The sequence below is a fragment of the Mycolicibacterium pallens genome (assembly GCF_019456675.1).
Classification (GTDB): Bacteria; Actinomycetota; Actinomycetes; order Mycobacteriales; family Mycobacteriaceae; genus Mycobacterium; species Mycobacterium crocinum.
Genome location: NZ_CP080333.1, coordinates 286,855 through 300,331, shown reverse-complemented (window position 1 = coordinate 300,331; position 13,477 = coordinate 286,855). Strand labels below are relative to the sequence as shown.

Below are 13,477 nucleotides of genomic sequence, written 5' to 3'. Positions count from 1 at the left end.
CGCCGGCACCCAACCAGATCGCGGTTTCGAAACGCCGTTCCGACGTGGGTGCCTTTCCGATGCGGTCAGTCATAGCTCCCCCGAACTCCCTACCGATCCCAACTACTGGACTGCAGCCAGGCCGGTAGGGAGATCGTGGGAGCTATGACTGACGCTCACGTCAAGACTGGTAAGGCTCAGCTACCGGTCCAGTTCGGGGCGCGCTTCTCGGCGAATGCGATCGCACCCTCCTGGGCGTCCTTCGAGGCGAAGACGGGCATCAGGATCTTGGCCTGCTTCTTCCACTGCTCCTCAGGCGACCAGCCGCGCGACTCGGTGATGATCCGCTTGGTGGCCGCCACGGCCAGCGGACCGTTGACGGTGATCCGCTCAGCCAGCTCGATCGCCGCCTCCAGCGCATGCCCCGGCTCGGCCAGCGCGTTCACCAGACCCAGCTCATGGGCGCGGACCGCCGACAGGTTTTCACCGGTCAGCGCCAGCTCCATCGCGATCTGATAGGGGATGCGCTGCGGCAGCCGCAGCAGTCCGCCGCCACCGGCCACCAGTCCACGCTTCACTTCGGGGATGCCGAAGGCCGAATCCTTGGCCGCGACGATCAGGTCGGTGGCCAGCGCCAGCTCCGTTCCGCCGGCCAGCGCGTACCCCTCGACCGCGGCGATCAACGGCTTGAGCGGCGGACGCTCGGTGAAGCCCAGGCCGCGGCCCTCGGCCACGACATTCTCCCCGCGCGCGAACGCCTTGAGGTCCATGCCCGCGCAGAACGACCCGCCGGCCCCGGTCACGATGCCGACCGACAGTCCGGCGTCGTCGTCGAGCTCGTCCATGGCGGCGGCCAGACCATTGCTGACCGCGGCGTTCACCGCGTTCTTGGCCTTGGGCCGGTTGATGGTGATGATCAGAATCCGGCCGCGGCGCTCGGTGAGGACGGCGGGCTCTTCGGTAACGGCGTTTTCAGTCACGTTCGGAATGGTAACTATCGAGGTACGGCGGTCTCAGCCAGCCCGGTACCATCAAAACTAGAACACGTTTCAATTCCTAGGAGGATGTGTGAGCACCAAGGACGTGACACGCACCGAGACGGCTAAATGGGATCCGGGCCTGGTCGAGAAGACGATGGCTGTGCTGCGCCCGTTCCTCAAGCTCTATCACCGCAGCGAGGTCCGCGGTCTGGAGTCGTTCCCGGCGGGCGGCGCCCTGGTGGTGTCCAACCATTCCGGCGGCCTGTTCCCGATGGACGTTCCGGTGTTCGCGCTCGGCTTCTACGAGCACTTCGGCTATGACCGTCCGGTCTACACGCTCAGCCACGACCTCGTGCTGACCGGCCCGACGGCCGACTTCTTCATCAAGAACGGCTTCATCCGCGCCAACCACGAGAACGCCGACGAGGCGCTGCGGTCCGGCGGGGTGGTCGTGGTGTTCCCCGGCGGTGACTACGACGTCTACCGACCCACCTTCGCCGAGAACAAGATCGACTTCGATGGCCGCACCGGCTACGTGAGAGCCGCCATCAACGCCGGCGTGCCGATCGTGCCGACGGTGGCGATCGGCGGTCAGGAAAGCCAGATCTACCTGTCCCGCGGCACGGGCCTGGCCAAGCTACTGCGACTGGACAAGCTGCTGCGGGCCAAGATCCTGCCCATCTCGTTCGGCTTCCCGTTCGGCCTGAGCGCCGTCGTCCCGCTGAACGTTCCGCTGCCCACCAAGATCGTCATGCAGGTGCTCGAGCCGATCGACATCACCAAGCAGTTCGGCGAGGACCCTGACATCCACGCCGTCGACGCCTATGTCCGTGGCGTCATGCAGCGGGCGCTGGATGAGCTGGCCTCCGAACGCCGGCTGCCGGTGATCGGCTGATGGACCTGCTTGGCCGGCTGACATCGATCGGCGATGCGGTCGTCACGCTGGGCAAGGCCGGTTTCCTGACCCCGATGCGGCCGGATCGCACGGTTGCGATGGTGGCCGCCGCCCGCGCCGAGGGGCTGTCGATCGCGACCGGGTTCGCGACGGCCGCCGCCCGCCGCCCCGACAGCCCCGGCCTGATCGACGAGCTCGGCACGCTGACCTGGCGCGAGCTCGACGAGCGGGCGCATGCGCTGGCCGCGGCGCTGCAGCAGTTGCCGTCCGGCACACCCGAAGTGGTGGGCATCATGGCCCGCAACCACCGGGGGTTCGTCGAGTCGCTGATCGCGGCCACCCGCATCGGCGCCGACGTGCTGCTGCTCAACACGTCGTTCGCCGGCCCGGCGCTGGCCGAGGTGGTCAACCGGGAACGCGCCGACGCCGTCATCTACGACGAGGAGTTCACCGGATCGGTGGACCGGGCGGTTCAAGACCGGCCCGAGGCCGTCCGCATCCTGGCCTGGACAGACGAAGCCACCGAAGCGCCCACCGTCGAGAAGCTGATCAAAGAGCACACCGGACAACGCGCCACCAAGAGCGAGCGCAAGAGCCGGCTCATCCTGCTGACATCGGGTACCACCGGAACACCCAAGGGCGCCAAGCATTCCGGCGGCGGTGCGAGCAACCTCGTCGCAATCCTGAGTCGCACACCGTGGCGGGTGGGTGAGACGACGGTGGTCGTCGCCCCGATGTTCCACGCCTGGGGTTTCTCGCAGTTGGTGTTCTCCTCGGCGATGGCGTGCACGGTGGTGACGCGCCGCAAGTTCGACCCGGAGGCGACGCTGGCGCTGGTCGACAAATACCAGGCCACCGGATTGTGTGTGGTCCCGGTGATGTTCGACCGGATCATGGATCTGCCCGACGAGGTCCGCAGGAAGTACAGCGGCCGCACCCTGCGGTTCGCGGCCTGCTCGGGATCGCGGATGCGGCCCGACGTCGTCACCAGATTCATGGATGAGTTCGGCGACGTCATCTACAACAACTACAACGCGACCGAGGCGGGCATGATCGCCACCGCGACTCCGGCCGATCTGCGGGCCGCGCCCGACACGGCGGGCAAGCCGGCGATGGGCACCGAGATCCGCATCTTCGACGACGACTTCCACGACATCCCCACCGGCGAGGTCGGGCGGATCTTCGTGAAGAACTCCACCCAGTTCGACGGCTACACCTCGGGCAACACCAAGGACTTTCACGACGGCTACATGTCCTCCGGCGACATCGGCCGCCTCGACGAGGCGGGAAGGTTGTTCGTCGTGGGCCGCGACGACGAGATGATCGTCTCCGGTGGCGAGAACGTGTACCCGATCGAGGTGGAGAAGACGCTGGCCAAGCACGCTGACGTGGCCGAGGCCACGGTGCTCGGCGTCGACGACGAACAGTTCGGTCAGCGGCTGGTCGCGTTCGTCGTCCTCACCGACGGCGCGACGGTGAACCCCGACGACCTTAAGGCCCACGTCCGGGAGAACCTGGCCAACTACAAGGTGCCCCGGGAAATCACGATCCTGGACGAACTGCCCCGCGGAAGCACTGGCAAAATCCTGCGTAATGAACTCATCGCGCGCACGTCTGACAGCTGAGTTACGGCGCCCGCGCCCCCTGGTGCGCGCGATCGTCGAATTGGCCAATGCCGCCAACGGGTTTCGGCCCCTGGGCCGACAGGGCTACAAGACGCTGGCGGTTTTCTCGTTCGGTTGGCCCACCTCGGAGCTCCCGCTGCTGTACCTGGGCGGCTCCGCTCTCGACGCCGTCCGGCGCGGGCGGCGCGGTGACTTCCGCGGCCGGCGCGGCATCGCGGCCCTGGCGCTGACCGGGCTGTCCTGGCTTTTCCTGGTGGCGATCCAGCGCCGCAATGTGACGACCCCCGGGCCGGTGCTGCACGACGCGCTGGTCGAGGGTCTCGGCGAGGACTACACCGACGTGCTGCAGACGCTGCCGAGCACACCGTCGCCGTCCGGCCGTCCCACGGCGTGGCGCACCACGTGGTCGCGGCGCCGCTTCGTCGACAAGACGAGCACGATCAGTTACGGCCCGCACGGCCGCGCGAATCTGGCCGACGTATGGCGCCGCGGCGACCTGCCCCGCGACGGCAAGGCCCCGGTGCTGCTCGAGGTGCCCGGCGGGGCGTGGGCGATCGGCTGGCGCCGGCCACAGGCCTACCCGTTGATGAGCCACCTCGCCGACCGCGGCTGGATCTGCGTGGCGATGAACTACCGGGTCAGTCCCGCGCACAGCTGGCCCGATCACATCGTCGACGTCAAGCGTGCGCTGGCATGGATCAAGGAGAACATCGCCGACTACGGCGGCGACCCGAATTTCGTTGCCATCACGGGCGGTTCGGCCGGCGGCCACCTGGCGGCGCTGGCCGCGCTCACCCCGGGTGACCCGGAGTATCAGCCCGGGTTCCCGGACGCTGACACCTCGGTGGCGGCGGCGGTCCCGGTGTACGGCCGCTACGACTGGTACACCACGCACGGCAACGGCCGGCGCGAGTTCGTCGGCTACCTCGAACGCCTGGTGGTCAAGCGCCAGTTCAGCCGGTTTCGCGAGATCTATACCGCCGCATCGCCGATCCGCCGGTTGCGTGCCGACGCCCCGCCATTCTTCATCCTGCACGGCGAACACGACTCGGTGATTCCGGTCGACGAGGCGCGCGACTTCGTCGGGGAGTTCCGCAAGGTGGCGCAGGCTCCGGTGTTGTACGCCGAATTGCCTGGCGCACAGCATGCTTTCGATATCTTTTCCTCACCGCGGGCGCACCATTCGGCCGAGGCGGTCGGGCAGTTCCTGTCCTGGGTATACGCACGCTGGATGAACAAGGGGGAGCATGCGTAAACACCTGCGGCGGGTCCGCGATGTCGGACTGCGTCGGCTGGTCATCGCTGTCGCATTGCTGATCGCGGTGATGGCGGCCAGCGTTGCGGGGTATCTCGCCAGCCGGAACACGACCGACCAGGAAAGCTTTTTCGGCGACGACTCCAATCCCGACCGGGTCAACGTCACCGTCTGGATCACCAAGGTTGACCCGACGACACAACAACTTTCGGTGACCATCGTCGATGTGGCGCCGAACGGCGCACTGGCCGACCCTGATGGGAACTTCACCCAGGACGTGACGCTGACTACGGCCGCGATCGGCAATTGGAAGGCCGATATCAAGGCCGGTGACTCGGCCCCGGACATCGAGCAGAAGGTGAGCGTGGACGGCGCGGTCACCGACTACCCGTTCGACCGCTACACCGGGCGGCTCGAGGTGCACGTCTTCAACGCGCAGGGGAACAACCTCCCGCTCGCACTCACCGTGGTGAACACCGATCCGTTCTTCGGGCTCACCACCACGGCCGCGACTTCCCAAAATGGTGGTCTGGCAGTCAAGCTCGGCCTGCACCGCAGCGCACCCACCATCGTCTTCGCGGTGTTCATCATGCTGCTGATGCTGGGCCTGGCCACCGGCGCGGTGGTGGCGGCCTTCTACATCCTGCACTGGCGGCGCGGCCTGATCTTCCCGGGTTGTTCGATGATGGCGGCCATCCTGTTCGCGCTGATTCCGTTGCGCAACGCGGTGCCCGGCAACCCGCCGATCGGATCGATCATCGACTTCGGGTCGTTCTTCATCGCCGAGGCGGTGATCTCGATTTCCCTGATCTCCAGCATCGTCCTGGGCTTCCGGCACCAGCGAAGCATCGAACGTGCCGAGAGCGCGGTGGCCGAAGCGGCCGCACCCGAAGACGCAGAGACAGTCGCGGCCGAGCGCCCCTAGGCCTGTGCCATGGCGGTCTCCACGACCGCCAGCTCACCGGAAAGCCCTGCCGCCACCCGTATTTCGGAGAACGCCGCCAGCATGGCCTCGGTCACCTCGTGCGGGTCCTTCACCGTGATGCTGTCGGTGAGCACCGAGATGTTGAGCTGGTCGACGTAGCTCCACACGGTGATGTTCATGCCGCTGCCGGTGGTCAGCGGGCCGACGGAGTAGATCTCGGTGACCAGCGCGCCGCCGACGCGCCCGTGCTCGCGCGGGCCGGGCACATTGGAGATCGGCAGGTTCAGCACCTTGTTCTGGCCGTCCTTGGTGGACAACCACTTGAACAATGCCTGGGCCGGCGCGGGCGGCAGATAGGTGGACCACCGGCTGACCAGTTCGGGCCCGACGAGCTGATGGCTCTCCTTGGCCAACACCGCGGCGTCGTGGGTCTGTCGCACCCGCTCCAGCGGATCGGCGACGTCCACCGGAACGGCGACCATCATGCCGGTGAAGTAGTTGCCCGACACGCGATTCGGGTCGAAGTTGAAGCTGACCGGCACCGAGGCCAGCAGCGGGTGGTCGGCGACTCCGTCGTAGCGCAGCAGCAGCGTGCGCAGCGCACCGGCGGCGGTGGCCAGTACGAGGTCGTTGATGGTCACCCCAAGGGCCTTGCTGGTCTCCTTGACCTCGGCGAGCGCCAAAGTCGCTGTGGCGAAACGCCTTTCGGGCGTAAGCATGTGGTTGAGGAACGACGGCGGCGGGGTGAACGGCATGGTCAGCTCGGGTGACAGCTTGCGGTTGCTGCGCCGCACCCTGGCCATCCCGTCCGCGGTGTACTTGATGACGCTCGGCAGCTTGGCGATCTGCCGGAGGTGGTCGGCGAACGCCGAGCGCACCAGCTCGCCGCGCCGCGGCGCGGGATCGCATGGAAACTCCTGGTCCGGGTCAGGACCGCTCTGCAGATCCATGCCCCGCGCCATCAGATTGCCGGAGGCCACCCCGTCGGCCAGTGCGTGATGGATCTTGCCGACGACGGCGATGCGACCGTTGGCCAAGCCCTCGATGAAGTACATCTCCCACAGTGGGCGGTCACGGTCCAGCGGCGTGCTGGCAATCTCGCCGATCGCCTCGTCGAGCTCGCGGCGGCCGCCCGGTTCCTTCAGCCGCCACGGGCGAATGTGGTAGTCCAGGTCGACGTCGCAGTTCTCCCGCCACATCGGGTGATGGAACTTGAACGGGATCGTGACGAGTTGATAGCGGAACGGATCAAGCTTGTAGAGTCGGCCCCGAATGACGTTGCGGAACTCCTCGACACCGAAGGTGCGGCCACCGAGGTCCTGCAGCTCGATGATCGCCACCTTGAGGGTGTGCATATGGACGTTCGGCGCCTCGCTGTACAGCAGGACGGCATCCCAGCCACGCAGTCTCTTCATCGCTTCGCCCTCTCCCTCCGCCCGTCCCAGTCGGGACGATACAGCGGGGCAAGGCTCAGATGACCTCTTTAGTGGACATCATTGCGCGATCCCGATGGATCCGGTTGAGGAACAGTCCGATCGCGGTGGCCACCGACCCGGTGCGGGCGCCGTCGGTCATGTCGAATCCGTGTCCGGCACCGGGCAATTCGACGTATCCGACCGGGGAGTGCGACACCCCGCGCAGCCGCTCGACGAAGCTCTGGGCCTGCGCGACGGGAATCACACTGTCACCCGAGCCGTGCACCACCAGGAACGGCGGCGCCTTGGGATGAATCCGTGCGATCGGTGAGGCCTTGCGGAACAGGTCCCCGTGCTTGCTCTGCTTCTTGTTGACCACCACTCGTTCGAGGAAGTCGACGAAGCGGATGCGCTCCGGGGTCGAGCGGTCTTCCCAGTCGTAGCGCCCGTAGATGCCGACGACGGCGTCGACGGCGGTGTCCGACCCTTCCGGCAGGTGTTCTTGGAACTCGGGGTCGTCGATGGTGAGACCCGCCAGTGCGGCGAGGTGACCACCGGCCGAACATCCGGCAACCGCAACGAAATTGCGGTCTCCACCGAACCGGTCGACGTTGGCGCGGGCCCAGGCGATCGCGGCCTTGATGTCGTGGATGTGCTGCGGCCACCGGTGGTGCGGTGCCACGCGGTACTCGACGGACAGACACACCCAGCCCTGTGCGGCCAGATGCGACATCAGGGCGTAGCCCTGCAGGATCCGGCTGCCGTGCACCCAGGCGCCGCCGGGAACGAAGACCAACACCGGTGCGGGTCCGGCGGGCAGGTCCTTGCGGCGCCAGACGTCGAGCACCTGGGTGGGGTGATCGCCGTAGCGGACCGACGAGCGATAGAGGTGCTTACGGTGCTCCAAGGCCCGGGCCACCGGCGGCTTGGTATCGGGCGCCGGCCACTCGATCTGCAGGTCCTCGGGAAGGACGACACCGCGCAGCCCGGCTTCGGACACCTCGCGGGTGCTCTCCCGCTGGACCCGGCGCACGCGGCCGGCGTCGGGTGCCAGCCACGACTTGGCGGCCGCGTTGAGGAGCTCGGGCATCTGCCTGACGCCCCAGACACTCATCGCGCTCAACGCGCCCAGCGGCTCGAGGTGCTTGCCGACCACGGGCAGCTGGGCGGAGGCCACGCTCATCGCAAGCAGATAGTCGGCCGGTCCGGCCTGCATCATCCAGCGAGCCGTTGTCCACGGATTCATGGCGCGAGCGTACCCCGCTGGCATTTTCTGAAACGACAAATTCCTCGGAATGTTCACTGCTTTGCTGGCCGAATCGAGATTCAGTCGTGCTCAGTGAATCCCGCGTGTCGCGAGGGTTTGCCCGGGCGTCAGTGACCGGCGTTGCGGGCCAGCTCGATCGCGAATGAGTTCACGAAGTTGCCAGGGCCGGGATTGCCCTGCCCGCACGACCCATCGGAGTCACCCGGTCGCTTGACCCAGAGGAACGCGTCGATGTGTCCGTTTCCGGTGGCAGTGGTGGGCTGGACGCCGAGCGCCCGGCCGCTCGGATTGCACCAATACAGCTCGCCACCGGCCGGGCCGTTGCCGTTGCGGGACGTGTCGATGACGTACGGCTTGCCGCCCGTCATGCCGGAAATCGCTTCGCCGTAACCGATTTCCTCGTCGGTGGTGAGGAAGTTCGAGACGTTGAGGCTGAAGCCGCGGGCGTTGGCGATGCCGACCTGGTTGAGCCGGTTGGCGATCTCATCGGCGGGCAGCCAGCGGGAGTGGCCGGCGTCGACGTAGACGGCCGCGGCGGGGTTGCGGGTCAGCGTGTCCACGCCGTAGCGGATCAGGTCGAAACGTTCCTGGCGGGCGCTGCCGGACAGGCAGTCGGCCATATCGAGCGCATCGGGTTCGAGGATGATCGTCACCGGACCGCCGCCGATCTGGGCCGCCGTCCTATCGATCCATCCGCGATAGGCCTCGGCCGATCCGAAGCCGCCCGAGGCGAAGCTTCCGCAGTCGCGGTTCGGCAGGGAGTACATGGCCAGCATCGGCATGGCGCCGGCGGCCCAGGCCCCGTTGAGGTACGTGCTGACCGCGGCGGCCGGAACGAGGTTGTCGATCCAGTACGCCTGCGGGGTGTTGGCGATGTATGCCAGCTCAGGGCTGTCCGGGTTGGCGCGCGAGGCCCGCATGGCCGCCGAGTTCGGGTCGACGTAGAACGGCGATCCCCCGGCCGGGGCGGCGTCATCCGCGAGGCGGATGGGGCCGGTGTGAACCGGGGCGGCGGACACGACCAGGCCGGCGAGGACGGCGAAGGCGAACAACGGGGCGATCCACCGTGCGACGGCACCGGCAGCAAATGACATCACCGAAGAAAAGCTAGTGGGCGGCGCCGCTGAACGCCAACCGCGGGTCACGGGGTGAGCAGGACCTTGACCACGTCGCCCGAGCGCGCAGCGACGGCGGCATAGCCCTCCGCCGCCTTGTCCAGCGGCAGGTTCGTGGTGAAGATGCCGTCGACGTCCAGGCGGCCGCTCTGCAGCAGCGGGATCAGTTCCGGCCAGGTCTGCTGCACCGGCGCGGTGGTGGAGCGGAAGGTGAGGCTGCGTAGCAGCGCGGTGATCTCCGGGAACGGATACGGGTTGAGGTTGTGCACGCCCACCACCGAGACCGTGCCGCCGGCGCGCACGGTCGCCAGTGCGTCGTCGAGCGTGGTGTCGTTGCCGACGGCGTCGATCACCGAGTGGGCGCCGAGGCCGTCGGTGGCGTCCATGACCGTCTGCGCCGCGGCCGGTTCGATCGCGATCGCGCCGAGGCGCGCCGCCCGCTCGCGCCGCTCGGCGACCGGGTCGACCGCGTAAACCTCTGCCGCGCCTTGGAACAGCGCGCTGCGCACCGCGCACAGCCCGACCGCGCCGAGACCGATGACCACTGCGGTGCCGCCGAACGGGATGTCGGCGCGTTTCGCGGCGATCCAGCCGGTGGAGAGGTTGTCGGTGAGCAGCAGCGCCTGCTCGGTGTTGATGTTCTCCGGCATCTTCAGCAGCTGGAAGTCGGCGGCCGGCACGGCCATCAGCTCGGCCTGCGCGCCACCGAGCAGCCCGGAGCCGAACACCTGCGGGCCTGAGGCACACAGGATCGGGTCCTTGGTGGCACACCCGGCGCAGTGCCCGCAGCCGGCCACCGAGGACACAATGACCTGGTCGCCGACGCTGACGGTATGCACATCGGACCCGACCTCGACGACCGTGCCGATAGCCTCGTGGCCCAGTGAGACCGGTTGGAAGAGCGGATAATCGCCTTCGTAGAAGTGCAGATCGGAGCCACAGATCGCGGCTGCCGTCACCTGGACGATGGCACCGGTCGATCCGGGCAGCACCGGATCCGGCCAGTCGTCGACCCGGACCGAGCCCGGCGTGTCGATGAGCACCGCGCGCATGGTGTCCTCACTCTCCCTGTGTCACAACGAAGTTCGACCAGTCCGGGGTCCGCACCGCATTCCAGTAGACCGGCAGCCGCCACGGGCTCACGGTATGGATCTCACCGTCGGGGTTCTTGAAGTACGAATGCTCGATCGACGGGTGCGCCCACACCATCGTGTTGATCTCGGCCTGATGCTTGCGGTGCCATTCCTCAGTGGCCGCCTGCGTCGGTTCGATTGCGGTCCAACCATTCTCGATCATGTCGGCCAGGCACGTGTTGATATAGCGCATCTGCAGCTCGGAGTTGAAGATCAGGCTGCCACCGTGCGCCAGATGGTTACCCGGGCCGTACAGCATGAAGAAGTTGGGGAAGCCGGGAACCGTGATGCCCAGGTACGCCGACGGCCGCTCACCCCAGGAGGCGCGCAGGTCGACACCGTCGCGGCCGGTGATGGTCATCGGGTAGAGCACCTCGGTGGCGCGGAAGCCGGTGGCGTAGACGATCACGTCCACCTCATGGGACACCCCGTCGGCGGTCACCACCGCGTGCGGCGTGATGCGTTCGATCGGGGTGCGCACCAGCTCGACGTCGTCGCGGCGCAGCGTGGTCAGCCAGGTTCCGTTGTCCTGCAATGTGCGTTTGCCGGTCGCGGGATAGTCGGGCACCACCTTGCTCAGCAATTCCTGGTCGTCACCGACCTGCGTGGTGATCCAGTCGGTGAACATCAGGCGGGCCATCGCGTTCATCTCGCTGACCGCGTAGTTCGGGTCGTCGGGATGGGTGTAGTTCGGGTCCGAGCGAGCCGCCTCCAGACCCTTGTCCGCTCCGGGCCACAGGATCAGGAAGCGGTACCAACGGTTGTAGTAGGGAAGGTGATTCATCGCCCAGCGCACCCCGTCCGGGACGCTGTCGTGGTACATCGGGTTGGGGAACATCCACTGCGCGGTGCGCTGGAACACCGTCAGATGCTCGACCCGGTCGGCGATCGCCGGCGCGATCTGGAAGCCGCTGGCCCCTGCGCCGATCAACGCGACACGCTTACCGGTCAGGTCGACGGAGTGGTCCCAGGCCGCCGAGTGGAAGGCCGGGCCCGCGAAGCTGTCGGCACCCTCGATGTCGGGTAGGGCGGGCCGGTTCAGTTGGCCGACGGCGGTGATGACGGCCCGGGCGCGGATCTCGGACTCGGTTCCAGCCTTGTCCCGCACGATGACTCGCCAGGATTCGTCGTCGGCGTGCCAGGTCGCCGAGACCACCTCGGTCTGCCAGCGGACGTTCTCGTCGAGCTGGTGGCGGGCCAGCACGGTCTCGAAGTACGCACGCAGTTCGGGTTGTTCGGCGAAGTAGTGTGACCAGTCGTTGCTGGGCTCGAAGCTGTAGCAGTAGAAGTGGTTGGCGACGTCCACCCGAGCGCCGGGATAGCTGTTCTCCCACCAGGTTCCGCCGGGGCCGGCGTTCTTCTCGATGATTGTGAACGGAATGTTGGCCTGTTTGAGCCGAATTCCGGCGAGCAGGCCCGATTCACCGCAGCCGATCACGACGACCGGGAAATCCGCGGTCTTGGCGGGATCCAGCGCGGCGGGGCGGCGTGGGTCGATGTCTTCGAGGTCCATCTCCTCGAGGACCATCGGCCGATATTCGTCGTCGACGTGCTCGCAGGCCGTCCAGTCCAGCATCTCCCCGATCAGTTCGGGGCTCAGCGGGACCGGCCCGGGGCAGCCGCGGTCGCGGTAGTCGGCGATGACGGGCAGGGCCACGGCGCGTGCCCGGGCCTTGTCCTCCTCGGACATGAAACCCTGGACCTCGTTGAGGAAGACGCCGGCCTGTTTGAACTCGCGGATGTAGCGCGGATCGCCGGTGATGTGCACCAGCGACAGCAGCAGGGTGGGGATGCTGACCTGCTCCAGCGCCGCCGCGATCTCCTCGTCAGAGGACGTGAAGGGTTGCCCCGCATACGGATTGGTCGTCATCGACGGTGTCCTCTCACCCAACGGCAATTACGCTACTAGCAGTTCCGTAATTGCCGCCACCACGATACTGTCGACGCCATCGAGGATCAAGGTCCTGTCCTAGATCCGGGGTTGCCATACTGGGCGGCGTGGTGACTACCGACATCCATCCCGAACTGCGCAGCGCGGCGCGCTTCATCCCACGGTCGCTGATCTCCCGGCGGACGCTTCCGGTCATCCGCAGGCTGACCGGCTTGCAGCGACCCCGGACCGACGACGTCACGGCGCTGACGTTGGAGTCCGGCATCGGGGTGCGCCTGTACCGGCCCGCAGGCACCGCCACCGCGACCCCGGCGCTGCTGTGGATCCACGGCGGCGGATACGTCATCGGCTCCGCCGCCCAGGACGACCTGCTGTGCCGTCGGTTCGTCAAAGAACTGGGGATCACAGTGGCCGCGGTCGACTACCGGTTGGCACCGGAACATCCCTACCCGGCACCGCTCGAGGACTGCTACACCGCCCTGGAATGGCTGGCCCGCCTGCCCGGCGTCGACCCTGCCCGGATCGCGATCGGCGGCGCGAGCGCCGGTGGCGGGCTGTGCGCGGCGCTGGCACTGCTGGCCCGCGACCGCGACGGCGTGAAGCCGGTCTTTCAGGTTCTCGTCTATCCGATGATCGACGACCGCAGCGTGGGTCAGCATCTCTACCACCCGGGCCATCGGCTCTGGAACGCCACCAGCAACAAGTTCGGCTGGCAGGCCTACCTGGGTGGCGCCGACCCCGAGGTCGCGGTGCCCGCTCGCCGCACCGATCTCGCGGGCCTGCCGCCCGCGTGGCTGGGCGTCGGCACGCTGGACCTGTTCCACGACGAAGACCTCGACTACGCGGAGCGGCTCAAGGCTGCGGGCGTGCCGTGCGAGGGCCATGTCGTTCCGGGAGCGTTCCACGGCTTCGACGGGATCGCGGCCAAGGCCGACGTGTCGCAGGAGTTCTTCCGCAGCCAATGCGAGAGCCTGCGCCAGAATTTCGGGGGTTAGGT

11 protein-coding genes are annotated in these 13,477 nt (G+C 67.4%); 5 read left to right on the top strand and 6 right to left on the bottom strand.

Annotated features, from left to right (window positions below):
* Positions 1–176: 176 nt before the first annotated feature.
* On the bottom strand, positions 177–959 hold the full coding sequence (locus K0O64_RS01455) for a crotonase/enoyl-CoA hydratase family protein (RefSeq protein ID WP_071948093.1): 783 nt from the start codon (positions 957–959) through the stop codon (positions 177–179).
* A gap of 154 nt (positions 960–1,113) precedes the next feature.
* On the opposite strand from K0O64_RS01455, the gene K0O64_RS01450 reads away from it, so the two are divergent.
* The 4 genes from K0O64_RS01450 to K0O64_RS01435 are packed head-to-tail and all read left to right on the top strand — an operon-like array spanning position 1,114 to position 5,659.
* Positions 1,114–1,854: a 1-acyl-sn-glycerol-3-phosphate acyltransferase gene (locus K0O64_RS01450; protein WP_083542970.1), complete on the top strand. Its 741-nt coding sequence runs from the start codon at positions 1,114–1,116 to the stop codon at positions 1,852–1,854.
* Complete coding sequence (gene fadD12 / locus K0O64_RS01445; protein ID WP_096309598.1) at positions 1,854–3,479, top strand: acyl-CoA ligase FadD12; 1,626 nt, start codon at positions 1,854–1,856, stop codon at positions 3,477–3,479. The genes K0O64_RS01450 and fadD12 overlap by 1 nt, the downstream gene beginning before the upstream one ends.
* Positions 3,448–4,734, top strand: a complete 1,287-nt coding sequence (locus K0O64_RS01440; protein ID WP_096309597.1) for an alpha/beta hydrolase — start codon at positions 3,448–3,450, stop codon at positions 4,732–4,734. Before fadD12 ends, K0O64_RS01440 begins: the two co-directional genes overlap by 32 nt.
* Positions 4,727–5,659, top strand: coding sequence for a DUF4436 family protein (locus tag K0O64_RS01435; RefSeq protein WP_225933596.1), 933 nt, complete (start codon positions 4,727–4,729; stop codon positions 5,657–5,659). The genes K0O64_RS01440 and K0O64_RS01435 overlap by 8 nt, the downstream gene beginning before the upstream one ends.
* Here the strand turns inward: K0O64_RS01435 and K0O64_RS01430 are convergent.
* The 5 genes from K0O64_RS01430 to K0O64_RS01410 form a co-directional block, all read right to left on the bottom strand.
* A complete protein-coding gene (locus K0O64_RS01430; RefSeq protein WP_071948097.1) occupies positions 5,656–7,074 on the bottom strand; it encodes a WS/DGAT/MGAT family O-acyltransferase in 1,419 nt (472 codons plus the stop codon). The two genes, K0O64_RS01435 and K0O64_RS01430, sit on opposite strands and share 4 nt — an antisense overlap.
* 55 nt (positions 7,075–7,129) lie before the next feature.
* Positions 7,130–8,320, bottom strand: a complete 1,191-nt coding sequence (locus K0O64_RS01425) for an alpha/beta hydrolase (protein ID WP_096309596.1) — start codon at positions 8,318–8,320, stop codon at positions 7,130–7,132.
* Positions 8,321–8,448: 128 nt separating this feature from the next.
* A complete protein-coding gene (locus K0O64_RS01420) occupies positions 8,449–9,435 on the bottom strand; it encodes a glycoside hydrolase family 6 protein (protein WP_220046457.1) in 987 nt (328 codons plus the stop codon).
* Between the two features lie 47 nt (positions 9,436–9,482).
* Positions 9,483–10,508, bottom strand: coding sequence for an alcohol dehydrogenase catalytic domain-containing protein (locus K0O64_RS01415; protein WP_220045941.1), 1,026 nt, complete (start codon positions 10,506–10,508; stop codon positions 9,483–9,485).
* A 7-nt stretch (positions 10,509–10,515) separates the two neighbouring features.
* The gene (locus K0O64_RS01410; RefSeq protein ID WP_220045940.1) at positions 10,516–12,459 is read right to left on the bottom strand and encodes a flavin-containing monooxygenase; all 1,944 of its coding nucleotides are present in this window, start codon (positions 12,457–12,459) and stop codon (positions 10,516–10,518) included.
* A 128-nt stretch (positions 12,460–12,587) separates the two neighbouring features.
* Between K0O64_RS01410 and K0O64_RS01405 the strand changes: the two genes are divergently transcribed.
* Positions 12,588–13,475 carry an alpha/beta hydrolase gene (locus K0O64_RS01405; RefSeq protein WP_220045939.1) on the top strand — a complete coding sequence of 296 codons (888 nt, stop codon included), beginning with the start codon at positions 12,588–12,590 and terminating at the stop codon, positions 13,473–13,475.
* Positions 13,476–13,477 lie beyond the last annotated feature (2 nt).